Origin of the sequence: Vagococcus sp. AM17-17, from assembly GCF_003471765.1 — a bacterium.
Taxonomy (GTDB): Bacteria; Bacillota; Bacilli; order Lactobacillales; family Vagococcaceae; genus Vagococcus; species Vagococcus teuberi.
On the sequence record NZ_QRJY01000001.1, the window covers coordinates 273,185 to 292,111 of the forward strand.

Sequence of the window (18,927 nt, forward strand, 5' to 3'; positions counted from 1 at the left end):
CCTTATATTATTTCAAATGGATTAGTATTCACGTCACTTTCGATGAACGTGACATCCCAATCATTTTGTTGTTTCCATTGATTAAATAAATCAACATAGTATTTTTTACATACTGACTCAATATAATGTCCTGGGTCAATCACTGATAACCCTTCTTCCATCATATCGTGAGCTGTATGGTAATACACATCTCCGGTAATATAAACATCTGCCCCTTTTTTAAGGGCGTCTTTATAAAACTTCTCACCACTACCACCACAAATAGCCACTGTTTTTACTTGTTTATCTTTTGTATCAGTCGTTAAACGAATAGCATTTAAATCAAATGTCTGTTTAACTTTTTCAACAAAATCAAGCAAAGGCATTGGTTGTGGTAGAGTACCAATACGACCGATTCCATATGTTTTCGATATATTTTCTAGTGGGAAAATATCAAACATCGGTTCTTCATATGGGTGATACTCATTAATAATTGACAGCACTGTTGGGTACTCTTGGGGTAAAAACATCACTTCAATTTTTTCTTCTTCAACACTTGTCAGCTCGTTATTCCCACCAATTGCCGGTTGCGCCTTTTCAAGTGGACGGAAACGACCTGTTCCATGAGAAGAAAAACTTGTGTAATCATAATCATGATAAGCACCAATGCCTGCACCACCAAATGCTTCTCGTAGTGACTCTGCATGAGTTGTCGGAACATAAACTACTAACTTGCGGTAAAAATATTCGTGAGTTTGACGTAAATAATCCGTCGCGTCAATATCTAACATCTCACAAAATAAATCATTCAACCCATTGTCGACAATATCCATGTTAGTATGTGCTGCGTACACTGCAATGTCATGCTTTAATAAATCAGCATACATTTTGGTTTGAAAATCATCGACCAACAAATGCTTCACTGGGCGAAAAATCGGTGGATGTTTGGCAACGATTAAATCTATCTTTTTATCAATTGCTTCTTGCACCACATCTGGTCTCACGTCTAATGTCATCATCACACGGTTAATCGGTTTATTCAGTGTACCAATATGCAAGCCAACTGGATCGCTATCTTCAGCTAGATCTAATGGTACGACTGATTCAAATTGTTTAATAAATTCAGCTCCTGTTATTTTCATGACAGTACCTCCTTGATTAAATCACATTGATGATTGATTTGCGCGATTTTCTCGTCTTGATTTGTTTTAGATTGAGATAGTTGTTTTTTCACACGTTCATATTGTTCTAGTTCAAATTGCCATTTTTTCTTAAAGATATCTGATGACTCTTTCATTAAAAATGGACCAAATAATTCTTCTGATTCAGTTAGCTCTACTTTTCTATCAGATGCTTCAGCGACCATAATTTCGTATGTTTTATCATTCTCACTCAATATTTTTTCATCTTGAATGATGTAATGATTTTCAACTAACCAATGTCTTAGGACATGAGAGCCAACGTTTGGTTGTAAGATTAATAATTCTTTGCGGGTTAAACATTTTTTGTTTTTACCTCGTTCTAAAATATCTCGAATTAATGTGCCTCCCATCCCACAAATCGTGATAGCACTCACGTTATCATGAGGTTTGATGACTTCCAAGCCATCTCCTAATCTAACATCTATTTTATCTGTCAGTAATAAATCATTGACTAATTTTTCAGCAGATTCATATGGACCTTTGACGACTTCTCCGGCAATAGCTCCTGTAATCTGATTATTTAATATTAAATGAGCAGGCAAATAAGCATGGTCAGAGCCGATATCAGCTAAAAAACTACCCTGTGGTACTAACTTCGCTACTGCTTCCAAACGGTTTGATAATTGTTGATAATCCATATATTCGCCTCACTTTTTGTCATTAATCTTATTATAACACTAATCGTATTTTTTTAAATAATATTAACTGTATGATTTGTGTTATTTATAAAAAAAGACCGACAAGTAAACTTGCCAGTCTTTTCAATTTAATTAAGCATTGTCTGCTTGTTTTTTACGTTTCGCTGCTTTTTCACGTTCAGCTTTGTTTAAGATTTGTTTTCTTAAACGAATGCTTTCTGGTGTTACTTCACAGTATTCATCGTCATTTAAGAATTGTAATGATTCTTCTAATGTTAAGATTTTTGGTTTTTTAATAACTGATGTTTGGTCTTTTGTTGCAGAACGCACGTTAGTCATTTGTTTTGCTTTCGTGATGTTAACACCTAAGTCATTTTCACGAGAGTTTTGACCTACGATCATTCCTTCGTATACTTCTGTACCTGGCTCAACAAAGACAGTACCACGTTCTTCAATACTCATGATAGAGTAAGTTGTTGCTTTACCTTGGTCGATAGATACTAATGCACCGTTACGACGACCACTTACTAAACCAGAAATAACTGGTAAGTATGAATCAAACGTGTGGTTCATGATACCATATCCACGAGTTAATGACATAAATTCAGTTGAGTAACCAATTAATCCACGAGCTGGAGCTAAGAAGATTAAGCGGACTTGACCATTACCTGAGTTGATCATATCTTGCATTTCTGCTTTACGTTGACCTAATGACTCAATAACCCCACCCATGTATTCTTCAGGTGTGTCAATTTGCACACGTTCAAATGGCTCACATAATACGCCATCAACGTCACGATAAATAACGCTTGGACGAGATACTTGTAGCTCGTATCCTTCACGACGCATGTTTTCTATTAAGATAGATAAATGCAATTCTCCACGTCCAGAAACGATCCATTTATCTGGCGATTCAGTTTCTTCAACTTTTAGAGACACATCTGTTTGTAATTGGTTTTGTAGACGTTCTTCGATTTTACGAGCAGTCACGTATTTACCTTCGCGACCTGCAAATGGAGAGTTGTTTACTAAGAAAGTCATTTGTAATGTTGGCTCATCAATGTGTAAGATTGGTAACGCATCTTGGTTGTCAACGGGTGTAACAGTTTCTCCAACGAAGATATCTTCCATACCTGAAACCGCAATTAAATCTCCCGCTTTAGCTTCATTGATTTCCACACGAGTTAGGCCTAAGAAACCTAATAATTTAGTGACACGGAATTTTTTAACAGAACCATCTAATTTCATTAAGGCAACTTGGTCCCCAACTTTGATTGTTCCACGGAATACACGACCAATCCCAATACGTCCAACATAATCGTTGTAATCAAGTAACGATACTTGGAATTGTAATGGCTCATCACTATTATCAACTGGAGCTGGAATATGCTCGATAATTGAGTCAAGTACGTGATTCATTGTGTGTTCTTGATCAGCTGGATCATCAGATAAACTTGATGTTCCGTTTACAGCTGCAGCGTAAACAACTGGGAATTCTAATTGGTCATCATCGGCACCAAGCTCGATGAATAATTCTAACACTTCATCCACTACTTCAGCTGGACGAGCAGTTGGTTTATCAATTTTGTTTACAACCACGATTGGTGTTAATTTTTGCTCTAACGCTTTTTTCAACACGAAACGTGTTTGAGGCATTGTTCCTTCATAAGCATCGACAACAAGTACAACACCATCTACCATTTTCATAATACGTTCAACTTCTCCACCAAAGTCCGCATGTCCTGGTGTATCTAAGATGTTGATGTGTTTTCCAGCATAGTTGATGGCTGTATTTTTAGCTAAAATCGTAATACCACGTTCTTTTTCAATATCACCAGAGTCCATTGCACGTTCTTGCAACTGTGTATGGCCTTCCAATGTATTAGATTGTTTTAACAACTCGTCTACCAAAGTTGTTTTACCATGGTCAACGTGGGCGATAATGGCCACATTACGAATATCTTCTCTTAATTTCACTATTATATACTCTCCTTACTGTTTAAAAAACATAAGCGATTAATCCTCGCTTAAATTAACCGACTATTCAGTATAACAAAAAAATTACATGAAAAAAAGTGAAAGTTTTTCATTTTTCACTTATTTTTAAAAAAATTTTTGCATATCATTAAATGTTTGTGGTGTGGCAACAACAAAATACTGGCGATCGCCTAAAATATCATAATCAGAATCTGGGTATTTCCGACAAACAAATCCTAATGCCTCAGCTAAAACTGTACCAGCTGCAAAATCCCAAGGAGCTAAGTTTGATATATAGCCATTTTGTTTGCCACGAATGACACTTAAAAAGTCTAATCCGGCACAACCTAACATTCTAACACCAATAGCTGCTGAAGCAATCTCTTTACTGTGCTTGTAGTTCTCCGAATACATGCCAACATTACATCCTATCAAGCCATCTGCCAAAGATAAATCTTCTGGTTTATCTAATTTTGTTCCATTTAGATAAACGCCGGTTTCTAGTCCACCATAAGCAAATTCATTTTTCATCACATCATAAATAAACCCAAGAAGTGGTTTACCATTTTCAAAAATCCCAACCATAATACAAAAATTTTCTTGTTGTTTTACGAAATTCAACGTGCCATCGATTGGATCGATAATCCAAATACGTCCATCAGTTGTCGACACATCTCTTCCTGTTCCTTCTTCTCCAATAATCAAGTCATCTGGATAAGTTTCATTGATTTTATTTACTAAAAAGGCTTCGGTACCTTTATCGACATTAGTAACTAGGTCGCTGCGATTTGATTTTTGTTCCACTTTAACAACTTGTTTTAATTCAGTTTTTATGTATTCACCAGCTTCTTCAACCCATCCCTTAACTTGCTGCATTAATTCTCTATTTTCCATTGACTAGGTCCTTTCTTTTGATGATTCCTGTTTGCTTTTTCTTTGCGACAGTTACAACCCGGTATAACGAATACCCGCTAACGTCCTCAAAGTCTCGCCCTAATTGACGTTCTTCTCCGATACTTTTTACCACTGATTTAAATTCTTTATAGGTATCAAAAAATTCATCCACGTCTATTTTTGATTCGTAGGCCTTCTCAACTGCTTGCCAAATCCCCATTACTTTTATCAATTCATCTGTCGTCCAATCTGGATTCATTGGATACGTAAAGTTTTCTTTCACATACTCACCTGTTCTTTTTATAATATCTTGTCTAGTTAAAAGTGTATCAAAAAAACAAGTAAAGAGATAGTAAAAACGAACAAAAGCCAAAAAAGACTTAAACAAACATCTTTCTTGGCTTTATTTTTATTTTGGTAACTCATGATCTGGAAATGTTACTTTAAAAGTTGTCCCTACACCAGGCTCACTAGATACTTGGATGGTTCCTTTATGAAGCTTGACTAATTGGTCAACAATCGATAGACCTAGTCCTGATTCACCGTATTTTGTGTTTTTGCGTGATGGGTCAGCTTTATAGTAGCGATCCCACATATTTTTTTGCTGTTCTTTATCCATTCCAATACCATTGTCAGAAATCGTGACAACAGTCGCATCATCAAGACGTTCAAGACCTAATTTAATTTCACCATCTTCGGTAAATTGGATCGCATTTGTTGTGATATTCACCACTACCTGCACGAAGCGGTCATAATCAGCGTATACATCAATCGGTTCAACTGTCTCTAAAATAAGTTTATCATTTTTGTCGGTCGCCTTACCTTTAAGCTGTTCAACAATCAACTCAAGCACTTCTGTGGCATTAAATTTCTGGATAATCATCTTTATCTGATTGGTTCGAATTTTTTCATAGTCAAGATTTTCATTAACTAACCGAATCAATCGTTTTGTTTCATTTTGCATTAATGTGATACATTTTTCTTCTTGATCTTTCGGAATAGCACCATAAGCTATACCTTCTAATAAGCCATTTATCGTTGTCAATGGCGTACGCATTTCATGAGCAACATCTGCCATAAAATTACGTCTTCGCTCTTCTTGACGCTCGATTTCTTCCTGTGATTCTCTTAGCGCAATGGCCAGTAAATTAAAGTCAGATGCTAATTCATCCAACTCATCACCTTTATCTTTTACCTTGATTTGCACATCATAATTTCCATTAGCTAATTGGTTGGTTGCTTGTTTCATACGATCGATTCGTTTTACTTGAAATTTCGCTAAAAAATAACTTAACCAAATAGCGATAATGGTTGCGATTAAAAATCCTTTAAATAAATCGTTGGTTAGTGATTTTAAACTGGCATCTATGCTGCTATCAGGTCTGGATACAAGAATCAATCCAATAAACTGCAAGTCAGGTGAAGAGAAAATCGGTTGGATAAACAGTGAGGTTGGTTGACTACCTACAGAAAGTTTTGTGTCTTTCACTGTTTTTTTGATCGTGTTACCATTTCTTAACGATTCCAATTCACTCTTTGTTACATAACTTGAGCCACTTTGCCCCTCAAACTCAATAGGATAACTCACTGTTAAGTCTGGATTCAAGACAGTAAATGCCACTTTTTGTTTTTTCAAAACAGATTGAGAAGTGTCTAATGATTGCTGAAGCGTCCAATTTTGTTGTTTGATATTATCAATAACGGTATCAGAGTACCCCTTTAGCTGAGCATAAGAGGTCTCTGTCACAGTTCGCTTTGTATACGAGCGAAACGAAATACCGAAAATGATTAATACTGTCAAAATTATGACGACAAAAGCCAGCATCTGCTGAAGTAGATATTTCATCGTTATCTACACTTTAATACCTGAATCATCAAATTTATATCCAACTCCCCAAACTGTTTGAATCGCTTGTGGCCCAACTTTTTCAATTTTTTGTCTTAATTTTTTAATGTGTGCGTCAACTGTACGTTCGTCACCAAAATATTGGTAATCCCAAACTAATTCCAATAATTTTTCACGTGAAAATACTTGTCTTGGTTTTTTAGCTAAAGTTAATAATAAATCAAACTCTTTAGGCGTTAAGCCACCAACAATTTGATCGTCAAAATAAGCTTCACGGGTATTAACATTAATTTTAAAATGCTCTGTTTTAACATCGAAGTCTTCACTGCTACCATTAGCAGTACTATCGCTACCTTCTTTTATTTGTGAACGACGATGTAACGCCTTAATTCGAGCGATTAAAGTAATTGGACTAAACGGTTTAGTCACATAATCATCAGCGCCCATCTCAAGACCAATAACTTGATCACTTTCAGAATCCCTAGCCGTTAACATAATAATCGGTACACTAGAAGATTCTTTTCTAATTTCACGACAGACAGTCACCCCATCCATTGTTGGTAAATTTAAATCCAGTGTAATCATATCCCATGATGATGGATCCTCAAGAAATGTATCTAATCCTTCTTTTCCATCATACTTGAAGGTGACATCCCACTCCTCATTCAAAAAGAACATTTTCATCATTTCTGAGACAGACTCGTTGTCTTCAATCATTAATAACTTCATGTGTATCCCCCATTTCATTTTTACCAATCTTGCGGTCGAAGTCATCATTGAATATCTCAAGACGACGTTCAATCTGATAGAATACGCTAATAATAGGTATTGCTATCAAAAATATTTCTAACATAAAGAATTGTGATACTCCATTACTCTTTAAAATAAGCCCTATCACCCAAGTGCCTAATCCTATTAAGAGTAACATTTTGGCAGCCACTTTTTGAGCATACTTAAACGAGGCATCTGTGTATCTTGCTCTTTGTGTGCGGTACCCGTATTTATTTTCGCGCTTTTTCGAAGGAAAAATCAAATAAATAACACCTAAGATTGTCATAATCATTCCAACAAAACTAAATATCAAACTAACACCTACCTTACATTCCTTCTAATAGTATACTCTTTTTAGAACATATATGAAACTAAAATGGACATAATTATTAAATAAGCACCTAAATAACTTTACAAAAATCTTTTAATTATTTCAATCACAACTGGCTTCTTTTAAATAAATATTTAACTTTCTATTTATTCTTCATATTTTCGTTTATTTTCTTTCTTATTCTAAGTTTAAATCATAAAAAATAGGAAGATGAACGCAAATGTCCTTCACGTTTTCTTCCCATTCTGCTAGTTCTACGATTAATGTGTTTCTCCACCAATTGTTCGAATATCTTCTTTATTGTTAAACAACACGATAGCTTCTAATGCTTTTTCTAAAGATTGCACAATATCATCTAAACTCATACTTGGTTGATTTGGTTTATCAACCACTTGCGGCGTAATAAAAGGAACATGGATAAACCCTGCTTTAACATTAGGAAATTGTGTATCAATTAAGTACTGAACTTGGTACATGATATGGTTACATACAAATGTACCTGCTGTATTGGATACCGAACCAGGAAATCCAGCATCTTTCATTCTTTGAACCATGGCTTTCACAGGTAGTTGGGTAAAGTAAGCTGCCTGACCTGTTGGTTGAATGACTTCATCAATTGGTTGATTGCCTTCATTATCTGGAATGCGTGCATCATCAACATTGATTGCAACACGTTCTGGTGTCACCGAAAAACGGCCACCTGCTTGTCCAATATTTACGACAACATCTGGTTGATGTTTTATCATTGCTTCTTTCACTACTTCTGCTGATTTGTTAAAAACAGTGGGTATTTCAAGTTTTATAATAACTGCATCTAAAATAGTTTCTGGTAATTTTTTAACAGCTTCTAAAGCTGGGTTAGTTGATTCTCCACCAAATGGATCAAAACCTGTTACTAATATTTTCATCTAATATCTTCCTCTCTTTATTAAAAAGCTAACACATACATCAAAATGATGTGAATCATAATCATCGCAATCGCCATTGGGGCTTGTGCTTTTATGACACCATTTGTATCGTCCATCTCAAGCAACGCAACAGGTAACGCGTTAAAATTTGCGGCCATTGGTGTTAAGAGTGTCCCACAAAAACCAGCTGTCATCGCAAGTGTTCCGGCCACAACAGGGTCTCCTCCTTGCATCATCACAAATGGCACACCAATACCTGCTGTAATCACAGTAAACGCCGCAAACGCATTTCCCATTACCATGGTAAATATCATCATACCTAAACAATATGCTATAACACCAGCCAAACGATTTCCTTCTGGGACAACACCTGAAATAGCTTGCGAAATCACGTCACCTACACCAGCTGCATTAAACACCACACCAAGTGCTGCTAATAATTGTGGTAAAATACCCGTTGTTCCGACCGATTGAAACATGCGATCTGTGTCATCAAGCACAACTTTTGGCGGTGCTTTGGTTATAATCATTGCCACAATCAACGCTGCAATAGAAGCAATCCCAATTCCAACTTGTCCACCAAGTGGCGTATAAGAAATCACAACTGCTATAATGGCTAATAAAACTGATGGGAAAAAGACCCAACTGCCAATTCTTTCAGCTGATTTTTGACCTTCTTCTTCACTAATCTCAGCTAATTTCCCAATTTTTACTTGTTTGAATAATGTTAAAATCCCAATAAGAGCTAATAATACACCTGATACAACATAAGGCATCAATTTTCCTGCCGCAAAAATAACCCCAAGGATTAACCAAAATAGTCCCGTTCCAATACGCGTGTCATTGGTTTCATCTCTGAAACAACGCACAGCAGTCATCATAGAAAGTAGACCGATCAAAATATAAAAGAATTCTAAAATTGCCGGAATATATTGTGCCATTATTTGTCTACTCCTTTCATTTTATTATATTTTTTTGCTAATTTTTTATCAAATAACCAGTTTGAAATAGCGGATAATACTAGTGCAATCACTGCAATTAAAAGTGCCATACGCGCAATACTTGCATCTGTCACCTCATAACCTAAATCCTTTAATGTTCCATAGATTAGCAATACACCAGCTGAGGCAATAAATGTATTTTGGGCGAAAAAATTCCCAAAGTTTTCACTTGCTGCTGCTTTTGCTTTGATTTTATCCTCATCCTCTTTTGATATATCGCCGTATGCATGTTCGGCAGATGCTTGTGCCATTGGATTGACAATTGGACGCACAAATTGTGGGTGACCAGATAATCTAATACCAAACAATCCTGCCAATTCGCGTAATGCCGTATACAATGTAATGAATTTACCAGGAGTGAGGCCTTTGATTTTTTTGATTAAAATAACTGCTTGTTGTCTCAATCCAAAGCGTTCAGACAAACCAATCATAGGCAATGTTAGTAAAAAAATAGTGACCAAGCGATTGTTAACAAATGCCTCTCCCAACATGCTGAAAAATTCATAAAACGACATACCTGATACCAAAGCTGTCGATAAAGCCGCAACAATAACAACAGCAATTGTATCAAATTTAAAAATAAATCCGACTAAAATAATCAAAATGCCGATTAGTTTAATCCATTCCATAAAATCCCTCCTAAAAAATCGATAATTTAAAGTATAGATAACGAACGACATCTTGTAAATACTTTTTAAAAATAAACTTTAAAAATAGAAACATTTCCATCCTAATTCAACATTTTACAATTTTTTTACAAACTATTCATAAACTTCACGCTAAATCAGTTGATTACAAAAATGGTATATGTTAAATTTAGAGTATGATACTTAAGTAATCCACACAATTTTTATGAAAAGGAGGAAACACTATGGTTTATAAACAACATGCTATTTCATATCGTGTCACATTAAATACAGACGATAACATCTTCATTGTATCCGATGCAACAAACGACGAAATATTTGCTACTGGCATAACAATTGAAGAAGCTAAAAATAAACTAAATCAACTTATTAAGGAGTAATAGCATTGGACAAATCCAATTATTAAAGCAAGTATTCATTTCATAGCCGGATGAATACTTGCTTATTTCATTTATTCAACAATGTAAACAGATTTGTTTTTATCTGAACCACACTATCGAATCCAATTTAGGAACAATGGTATAGTTATAAATTCATAAAAAAAAGACAATGTTTAAATGTAACATTGCCAATTAACTTATTTATCTTTAATAGGTGCGTCATCAAATACGGCCAAGATTTTTCCATCTGCTTGTTTAGTTGCTGACACGAGATATAGCGACGTATTCGGATACTCGTCTACACTGTAAACACCGTCCTTAGCCTTCTCGTCTAAAGCATCCCATGAATCAAATGTCACTTGATATTTCCCTTCACCAGTATTCGATTCAACTGTTTGTTCTATTTTCGATAGATCAATGCTACCTGTGTCTTTAGCAACAATATCAGGTGATCCTCCCTTAATTTGTTCGGTATAAAAGTAGTAGCCTACCCCACCAATAATAACTAATAAAATTAAAATAGATACAATTCGTTTTAATAATTTCATTTATTCTCTCCTTTTAAGGTCATGCCATACTGTTAACCCCTGTGACAATTTTCTTAACATCTGCATACAACTCTGCAATTGGAACAAACCGAGCTTTCCGCATATATTCTCTACCATCTAAAAATAGTAAAATTACAGGAACTGTCATCACTTGATACTCTCCAGACACTTCTGGAATATCTTCAGTATTCACATCGAGAAATGCGATGTCATCACTAAATTCTTTTAATTTAGCTTCTACTTGAGGTTTCAACCCATGACACACACTACAATTGGGTTGACTAAAATAAACCAAAACCAATCCCTGACTTGATACTAAGTCATTTAATTCATTCAATTCCTTTACTTGTTTGAACATCTCTATCCCTCTTTTCTCATCATTATTATATAAAGAGAAACAGCCATGTCCAACTTTTATGCTTTCACACGATAATATCCAGTTAATGAGTCCGACTCAATCATCAACTCATATCGCTTTAGGTTATCCAGACAAACTAATAGTTCATAAACCCCAAACTCTTTAGCTAAATGTTGTCTCATTCTATCGATAACTGGTTTCAATATCTCTAACACCATCTGTTCAATATCCTTTTCAATAACAGTTAGACTTAGTCTATAGCTATCATTTTCAATCATTAGATAATTTAAAATCTCTAACGCCTCTAAAAAGATATCCGGTGAAGTAGACGATACATGCCGCCCTTTATCAATACGCCGTAATTTCCGATCAATATACGTCATAAAATAAACTTTGTTAACATCACCTATTTTATTATTTAATTCTATAAAATTTGATGACTCTGTATTTAAATGATAACGTTGTTCAAAAAAATAAGAAGACAAACTCTTACACTCGCCTAACCCATTCAAACTTTCGTATGACATAAATGTCGTTTTAATTCCGGACAATTTTTGAAGATAGAATGGCAAATGAGTTATGTCGTTTAAACTTTCGACGTCTTCTATATAAGATAATTTTGCCATTTGTTTGCTTAACAGATTAAATAAAGCATGAGTAAGGTAAAAGGATTGGTCTTTCATAGATACATTTAGACTGAAAATACTTTTTTTCAAATCTGATAAATAATGATTGAAAGATTCGTCACAAATATTTTGTATATGATTTTGTTCATCCTTTGATAAGATTTCGCCATTTAGTTGATAACGACCATTGCAACGAGAGACAACCCCCATATCAATCCATGATTCCATTTTTCTCTCGATATTCTTCTGATCAGGAAGATTACGTTTTATCTCTCTTAGCGTGACGTCAGATTTTTGTGATATAAAGAAATTTGCAACTCTTATATACATTTCATCTTGCATTAATTGTCTAAAGGCCGGTTCTGTTTCTAATGTTAACATCTTATACATGCACTAGCCCCCTTAATCGAAAAATCTCCAAGTTTCCTCAGAGATTTTCCTCTTTGTTGTTTTATGCATTAAATGCGTTTGTTAATGGTGGTACCACTTGTTTTTTACGTGACACAACACCAGCTAATTCTGCTGTATTGTTTTCAAGCGTCACATTAAATGCTGCTTCTATTTTTTCTTTAGGCTCTCCTACAACAAGAATCACTGAATCACTGTCTAAAATATTTGTAATCACTAATACAAATAAGTCAAATCCGTTATCAGCATTTTCTTTTGCCATCGCTTCTTCTAATTCTGATTGACGAGCTAATACGTCATTCACATCAACTGTGTTTACTTGACCAATACGAACTGACTTATCAGCCATTGGGAATGTTTTAGCATCTGCATTGATTAATTCTACTGCTGTTTTAGTCGAAAGGTTTGTTCCTGCTTTAAGCATTTCTAAGCCATAACTTTCCATATCAACCCCAGCAATTTCAGCTAATTCTTTTGCTGCTTTAACATCTTCATCAGTACATGTTGGTGATTTGAATAGTAATGAATCAGATACAATAGCTGATAACATCATTCCGGCAATCTCTTTTGGAATGTCAATGCCATGTTCTTTAAAGATTTTCAAGATAATTGTATTTGTACACCCTACAGGTTCTGCACGATAGTACAATGGATTTGCTGTTTCAAAGTTTGCAATACGGTGATGATCTACCACTGCTAGTACTTCTAACTCTTTAATATCGCTCACACTTTGTTGTGCTTCATTGTGGTCGACTAACATGACTTGTGTTGTTTCATTCGCACAATTTTCAACAACTCTTGGCGCGTCAACTTTAAAGTGATTTAACGCATAAGCTGTTTCTTCATTAGGTTCTCCAAGAGCTACTGCCTCGGCGTTTACACCCAGTTTATTTTGTAGATGAGCAAATGAAATTGCAGAAGCAATCGCATCTGTATCCGGATTTTGATGACCAAAAATTAATACCTTTGTCATAGTGATATATCCCTCCAGTTAATGTCATACATTTAACATTATATCATAATTTTAAAAAAGAGCATTCAAAAATTTATCATTCAAAAATGTAAAGTATGCTTGACAAAACAAGATATCGCTAACGCTTTAGATATTTCGCGATAGACCATCATTTCTTTAAAAATCGGAAAATTTTTTAATATAGCAATTGAAGACATCTTTTACTTGAAGATGATGACGAATAACCAAAGGAGAGAAACACCATAAAAAAACATCTAGCCTATTATTACTAATCGCAAGAATTTCCCTACTATTTTTTAGCTTACTAGTCGACTCCGACCTATCTCCCATTTCAATAGGGGTATGATCTGGCTTTGTTGGTGAAGCAGTTGTTAATTTTATAAAACACAAAAAATTTGTCAATAATCCTCAGTATGCAAAAGTATGCGAAATAGAAGCAAACGTCCCAAGAAATATTGTAATCAAACAATGTAGTAAAAAAAGATAGATTAGCCAAAAACTAATCTACCTTTTTATTTAATCTACGTCTGTTTCGATGATTTCACCAGTTTGAGCATTGATTTTATACTCAATTTCTTTTGTCATACCATCTTTAATAGACACTTCCCAATAAGTTACACCCATGTCTTCTTTGATTTTCCAATCATCAATTTTACCCGAACCTGCTTCGTTTAATGCAATGTCAAATATTTCTTTCATATCTTTTAAGTTAGTTAAATCTAGTCTGTTCTCTTTTCGTTTCACTCCATTTCTCTCATCACGGTCTAAGTTTTCTTCACGTTCTTTTTTCACTTCTTTTGTATCAGTGTTGATTTTTATTGTATATTCTTTATTGTCATCTATTCCTTCAATATCATAAACTGTTTGCCCAAAACTAGTATTTAAACTAATTGATATGATATCAGCATTTGGATAAGTTTCCTTATATGTTTCTATCGCTTCTGATAAACTCACATTATAAACTGTTTCACTTGTACTTGATTCACTCATTGTTGAACTCACTGCGTTACTTGAATCTGAAACTTGTGAGCTTGATGACTTAATCGTCTTACCCGAATCTGTATTTTGTGATGAACATCCTGCAAAAAAACCTAGTGATAATACTGCCCCACTTAATAAAATTATTTTTTTCATTTTTAAATTCTCCTTTTCTTTATTTAACATAATTTCATTATAAAGGATGTTTTATGAAATTAAAATCCTACTTAAGGATGATTTCTATTCAGCCCCTTTATTGAACGCGTTCTAATAAAAGAAAAAAACTGATATATATAGCTTTCTCAGGTTTAAATCTATTGGATGTAGACTAAATCGTGTTGATAGCTTAAATGCTGTCAATGCGATTTTTTGTTTTAAGAATAGAAAAAAGGGCATTCTTATTGATAAAATCAAGTCGACTATAACTGACATTACAAAGGATAATACCCCTATGGATAATAACACAAGAAAACTAATCAATTTAACAGATGATTCTCTTATTTTTAATGAGGATTAGTTGTCTCGCCAAGCGAGAAACAACTGCTCGGTTAACATGATGATAGGAAGATTAGTGAATAAAGATAAACAATACAAGAAATGTGTATCTTACCAATCCATTAAAAACGGAATGTATCAAACCATTAGTCAATTGTCTGAAGTTGAACATCGCACAACTTATCTGACACTTCACATAAAAAAACCCTTTATAGAAGCTGTTGATCAACTTTCAGTGCTTCTACTTCTCTAGCAGATGACTATTGTCACGTTTCTAAACAACTTAAATACCAAATTGCTTTTGACTTAAAAGAGAAACAATCACGTAACCCAATTACAGAATGCCACAGTGTATCTGAAAATACGGTTATTAGAAGGACGGCATTAACAATAATATTAAAGTGATTATATGCGGCCTATATCTATTGAAACTTTCTACTATTCAAACGACGTCTCTTTTTGATTCCAGATCAATTTTTCAGGTTAAATAAAAAAGCGAGAGAATTTCTTCCCTCACTTCATTTAATTCTATTTCATTTTTGAGACTTTTTTATCTACATTATTGTCCATCAACACGATTTGATATAGAGCCAATCTATTTCACTGCACGTTTTTCTTTGTACTTATTATAGTCTGCCGTATGAAGTAATTCTTGGGCATTTTTTACTCGCTCTTGAGTTGGTGGATCAATGCCTTTTAATGGGTAATCAATCCCTAAGTCTTGCCATTTGAAAAGACCCATTGTGTGATATGGTAACACTTCAACTTTGTCGACATTTTTTAATTCTTTTATGAAATCGTCTAGACGAATCAAAAATTCATCATAATCTGTTCTTTGCGGTACTAAAACATGTCGAATCCATACAGGTTGACCAATATCAGATAAATACTTCGCCATTTCAAGAATATTATCATTAGTATGCATCGTTAGTTCTTTGTGACCTTGTGGATCGATATGTTTGATATCAAATAAAAACAGATCAGTGTATTTCAACATTTCATTAAATTTACTAAAAAAGGGTTCGTCAAACGTAAATGGTTTACCACAAGTATCTACCGTTGTATGAATTCCATGTTTTTTCGCTTTTTTAAACAAATCAATGATGAAATCAAGTTGAAGTAACGGCTCACCACCACTAATTGTAATGCCGCCATCTTCGCCCCAGTAAGATTTATAACGTAGAGCTTCTTCTAATATTTCATCAGTTGTCACTTCACGTCCTCCACCGATTTTCCATGTATCAGGATTATGACAAAACTGGCAACGCATTTTACACCCTTGCATAAAGACTATAAAACGTACACCCGGACCGTCAACTGTCCCTAAATTTTCTGTTGAGTGAATTCTTCCTGTTACTGATTCTGTCATTATTGTCACTTCCTAACTTTGCTTTTAAAAAAGGATGACCGCCAAAACAGCCATCCTCTTATTTTACGAATTGTTTAATTACATTCTATCATGAGCAGTACGAGAAATAACGTCTGCTTGTTGTTCTGGAGTCAAATCACGGAATTTAACTGCGTATCCAGATACACGGATAGTTAAGTTGGGATATTTTTCTGGATGAGCTTGAGCGTCTAATAATAAATCTGTTGTAAAGACGTTCACGTTCAAGTGATATCCTCCTCTATCGAAGTAACCATCCATTACGTTACGTAAGTTGTTAATACGAGTATCATCATCTTTACCCAAACCATTAGGGTTAATTGTTTGAGTATTTGAGATACCATCTAAAGCTGATGTATAAGCAAGTCTTGCAGTTGAGTTTAATGATGCTAAAAGACCATTTTTCTCACCTAAGAATTTACCATCTTGGTAACTTGGGTTAGCACCTGGTGCTAATGGTTTACCTGCACGACGTCCGTCTGGTGTGTTACCAGTTGCTTTACCATAAACAACATTAGAAGTAATCGTTAATAATGATGTTGTAGGTGTTGAGTTTCTATAAGTATGTTGACGTTTAATTTGAGTCATGAAGTAGTCTAAAATCCAGTTTGCCATTGCATCTGCTTCTTCATTGTCATTTCCGTAAGTTGGGAACTCATTTTGTGGTACATAATCAACTGCTAATCCATCTTCGTCACGGATTACTTGTACGTTACCATGTTTGATAGCCATGATACTATCAGCCGCATGAGAGATACCCGCAATACCAGTTGCGAATGTGCGTTTTAAGTCAGTATCCATGAATGCTAATTGTGGCGCTTCATAAGCATATTTATCATGCATGTAATGGATAACGTTTAATGTATTTACATATAATTCTGCTAACCAATCTAATATATCTTTGTAACGAGTGATGAAGTCATCATAGTTTAATGTATCACCAGTCATTGGACGGAAACGAGGTGCAACTTGTGCTTTCGTCACTTCGTCAACCCCACCGTTAATTGCATATAACACAGCTTTAGCTAAGTTAGCACGAGCTCCGAAGAATTGCATGTCTTTACCCATAACAGTGGCAGACACACAACAAGCAATCGCACAGTCATCTGATCCCCAGTTAGCACGTAATAAATCGTCATTTTCAAATTGGATTGAAGAACTTTCTTTCGCAATTTTAGCTGCATAAGTTCTGAATCCTTCTGGTAAATGAGAAGAATATAATACGGTTAAGTTTGGTTCTGGAGATGGTCCCATGTTTGTTAATGTATGTAAGATACGGAAATCATTTTTAGTTACTAATGAACGTCCGTCAATTCCCATACCAGCAATTGATAAGGTTGCCCAAATTGGGTATCCAGAGAATAATTGGTTATATTCAGGCGTACGAGCGAATTTAACCATACGTAATTTCATAATTAAGTGGTCAATTAATTCTTGTGCTTCCGCTTCGTTGATTACGCCATTTTCTAAATCACGTTGGATATAGATATCTAAGAATGCAGAGATACGACCGATTGACATAGCGGCACCATTTTGAGATTTAATGGCTGCTAAGTAACCGAAGTACACCCATTGGATCGCTTCTTGAGCATTTTTAGCAGGTTTAGAAATATCAAATCCGTAGTAAGTCGCCATTTCTTTAATGTCAACTAATGCTTTAATTTGATCAGACACTTCTTCACGTAAACGGATCACATCATCTGTCATCACTTTGTTCCCTACGTTAGATAAGTCTTTTTTCTTTTCAGCAATTAAGAAGTCAATTCCGTATAACGCTAAACGACGGTAGTCACCGATAATACGTCCACGACCATAAGCATCTGGAAGACCTGTAATAATCTTATTTTTACGAGCGGCTCTCATTTCTGGAGTGTAAGCATCGAATACACCTTGGTTATGTGTTTTTCTCCAGTTAGTGAAGATGTTAGTCATTTCGTCGTCAACTTCGTATCCATTTGATACTAAAGCATTGTTTGCCATGTTAATACCACCAAATGGCATGAATGCTTGTTTTAATGGAACATCAGTTTGTAATCCAACGATTTTTTCTTCTTCTTTAATTAAGTATCCAGGTTCATGTGATGTTACTGTAGCAGGGATGTTGTTATCCATGTCATAAACACCATTTTGTTCGTGTTGCACTTCAAATAATTCTTGTAGTTTTGTCCATAATTTTTCTGTGCTATCAGCAGCTGGCTCTAAGAAACTGTCGTCACCTTTGTACTCTGTGTAGTTTGCTTGAATAAAATCTCTAACATCCACAGTTGTGCGCCATTTACTACCTTTAAATCCGTCCCAGTATCCCATAATATGAGAACCTCCTTAAGTTAGTTGTTTCAAAGTTTTATTTTTAATTTCTTTACATGTTCAGTATAACACAAAAACAGATTCACGCAAGTGTTATAGTGAAAAAAAATACAATTTTTGTTAAAAAAAACACAATATGCTTTTAATCGCGTGTTTATACAGTTTCTTAAGGTTTTATTAAGAAAGCCAAAGTGCCACAACTGTTCTACTTTACTGTCTCATCTGTATTATAACAGCGGTTACATTTTATATTGTGTCATATAACAGAAAAAG

General features: G+C 34.8%; 20 protein-coding genes. 2 read left to right on the plus strand and 18 right to left on the minus strand.

Translation table 11 applies throughout. The features are described from left to right. Nucleotides 1-2 precede the first annotated feature (2 nt). The 11 genes from DW196_RS01355 to DW196_RS01405 form a co-directional block, all read right to left on the minus strand. Nucleotides 3-1,121: a Nif3-like dinuclear metal center hexameric protein gene (locus DW196_RS01355; protein WP_118249658.1), complete on the minus strand. Its 1,119-nt coding sequence runs from the start codon at nucleotides 1,119-1,121 to the stop codon at nucleotides 3-5. Further along, on the minus strand, nucleotides 1,118-1,819 hold the full coding sequence (locus DW196_RS01360) for a tRNA (adenine(22)-N(1))-methyltransferase TrmK (protein ID WP_118249659.1): 702 nt from the start codon (nucleotides 1,817-1,819) through the stop codon (nucleotides 1,118-1,120). Before DW196_RS01360 ends, DW196_RS01355 begins: the two co-directional genes overlap by 4 nt. Nucleotides 1,820-1,951: 132 nt before the next feature. Beyond that, nucleotides 1,952-3,796 (minus strand): translational GTPase TypA, encoded by a 1,845-nt coding sequence (typA, locus tag DW196_RS01365; protein WP_071456813.1) that lies wholly within the window; start codon nucleotides 3,794-3,796, stop codon nucleotides 1,952-1,954. A 126-nt stretch (nucleotides 3,797-3,922) separates the two neighbouring features. Next, the gene (locus DW196_RS01370) at nucleotides 3,923-4,690 is read right to left on the minus strand and encodes an inositol monophosphatase family protein (protein WP_118249660.1); all 768 of its coding nucleotides are present in this window, start codon (nucleotides 4,688-4,690) and stop codon (nucleotides 3,923-3,925) included. After that, complete coding sequence (locus tag DW196_RS01375; protein ID WP_118249661.1) at nucleotides 4,680-4,973, minus strand: UPF0223 family protein; 294 nt, start codon at nucleotides 4,971-4,973, stop codon at nucleotides 4,680-4,682. The genes DW196_RS01370 and DW196_RS01375 overlap by 11 nt, the downstream gene beginning before the upstream one ends. A 126-nt stretch (nucleotides 4,974-5,099) precedes the next feature. After that, a complete protein-coding gene (locus DW196_RS01380; RefSeq protein ID WP_118249662.1) occupies nucleotides 5,100-6,536 on the minus strand; it encodes a HAMP domain-containing sensor histidine kinase in 1,437 nt (478 codons plus the stop codon). Nucleotides 6,537-6,542: 6 nt separating this feature from the next. Further along, nucleotides 6,543-7,265 (minus strand): response regulator transcription factor, encoded by a 723-nt coding sequence (locus DW196_RS01385; RefSeq protein WP_071456810.1) that lies wholly within the window; start codon nucleotides 7,263-7,265, stop codon nucleotides 6,543-6,545. Then, nucleotides 7,246-7,569 carry an SdpI family protein gene (locus tag DW196_RS01390; protein ID WP_158563491.1) on the minus strand — a complete coding sequence of 108 codons (324 nt, stop codon included), beginning with the start codon at nucleotides 7,567-7,569 and terminating at the stop codon, nucleotides 7,246-7,248. Before DW196_RS01390 ends, DW196_RS01385 begins: the two co-directional genes overlap by 20 nt. Nucleotides 7,570-7,898: 329 nt before the next feature. Next, on the minus strand, nucleotides 7,899-8,546 hold the full coding sequence (gene pcp, locus DW196_RS01395; protein ID WP_118249664.1) for a pyroglutamyl-peptidase I: 648 nt from the start codon (nucleotides 8,544-8,546) through the stop codon (nucleotides 7,899-7,901). 20 nt (nucleotides 8,547-8,566) lie between these two features. Continuing rightward, entirely contained in the window at nucleotides 8,567-9,487 is a 921-nt protein-coding gene (locus DW196_RS01400; RefSeq protein WP_118249665.1) for a DUF979 domain-containing protein, read from the minus strand. Further along, a complete protein-coding gene (locus DW196_RS01405; protein ID WP_118249666.1) occupies nucleotides 9,487-10,176 on the minus strand; it encodes a DUF969 domain-containing protein in 690 nt (229 codons plus the stop codon). The genes DW196_RS01400 and DW196_RS01405 overlap by 1 nt, the downstream gene beginning before the upstream one ends. 242 nt (nucleotides 10,177-10,418) lie before the next feature. On the opposite strand from DW196_RS01405, the gene DW196_RS11450 reads away from it, so the two are divergent. Further along, nucleotides 10,419-10,574 (plus strand): hypothetical protein, encoded by a 156-nt coding sequence (locus DW196_RS11450; RefSeq protein ID WP_169817664.1) that lies wholly within the window; start codon nucleotides 10,419-10,421, stop codon nucleotides 10,572-10,574. Nucleotides 10,575-10,771: 197 nt separating this feature from the next. On the opposite strand, the gene DW196_RS01410 is transcribed toward DW196_RS11450, so the two are convergent. The 5 genes from DW196_RS01410 to DW196_RS01430 form a co-directional block, all read right to left on the minus strand. Continuing rightward, complete coding sequence (locus DW196_RS01410; protein ID WP_118249667.1) at nucleotides 10,772-11,122, minus strand: hypothetical protein; 351 nt, start codon at nucleotides 11,120-11,122, stop codon at nucleotides 10,772-10,774. Nucleotides 11,123-11,141: 19 nt separating this feature from the next. Beyond that, complete coding sequence (locus DW196_RS01415; RefSeq protein ID WP_071456804.1) at nucleotides 11,142-11,480, minus strand: co-chaperone YbbN; 339 nt, start codon at nucleotides 11,478-11,480, stop codon at nucleotides 11,142-11,144. Nucleotides 11,481-11,536: 56 nt separating this feature from the next. After that, nucleotides 11,537-12,496: a DUF1803 domain-containing protein gene (locus tag DW196_RS01420; protein ID WP_118249668.1), complete on the minus strand. Its 960-nt coding sequence runs from the start codon at nucleotides 12,494-12,496 to the stop codon at nucleotides 11,537-11,539. A gap of 61 nt (nucleotides 12,497-12,557) precedes the next feature. Next, nucleotides 12,558-13,487, minus strand: a complete 930-nt coding sequence (locus tag DW196_RS01425) for a manganese-dependent inorganic pyrophosphatase (RefSeq protein ID WP_118249669.1) — start codon at nucleotides 13,485-13,487, stop codon at nucleotides 12,558-12,560. 516 nt (nucleotides 13,488-14,003) lie between these two features. Then, nucleotides 14,004-14,621: a PepSY domain-containing protein gene (locus tag DW196_RS01430; protein ID WP_158563492.1), complete on the minus strand. Its 618-nt coding sequence runs from the start codon at nucleotides 14,619-14,621 to the stop codon at nucleotides 14,004-14,006. Nucleotides 14,622-14,982: 361 nt separating this feature from the next. Between DW196_RS01430 and DW196_RS11235 the strand changes: the two genes are divergently transcribed. Beyond that, on the plus strand, nucleotides 14,983-15,213 hold the full coding sequence (locus DW196_RS11235) for a hypothetical protein (RefSeq protein WP_147408661.1): 231 nt from the start codon (nucleotides 14,983-14,985) through the stop codon (nucleotides 15,211-15,213). Between the two features lie 342 nt (nucleotides 15,214-15,555). On the opposite strand, the gene pflA is transcribed toward DW196_RS11235, so the two are convergent. Both pflA and pflB read right to left on the minus strand, forming a co-directional pair. Then, on the minus strand, nucleotides 15,556-16,329 hold the full coding sequence (pflA, locus tag DW196_RS01440; RefSeq protein WP_118249671.1) for a pyruvate formate-lyase-activating protein: 774 nt from the start codon (nucleotides 16,327-16,329) through the stop codon (nucleotides 15,556-15,558). A gap of 78 nt (nucleotides 16,330-16,407) precedes the next feature. Further along, nucleotides 16,408-18,654, minus strand: coding sequence for a formate C-acetyltransferase (gene pflB / locus DW196_RS01445; RefSeq protein WP_071456799.1), 2,247 nt, complete (start codon nucleotides 18,652-18,654; stop codon nucleotides 16,408-16,410). Nucleotides 18,655-18,927: the final 273 nt, after the last annotated feature.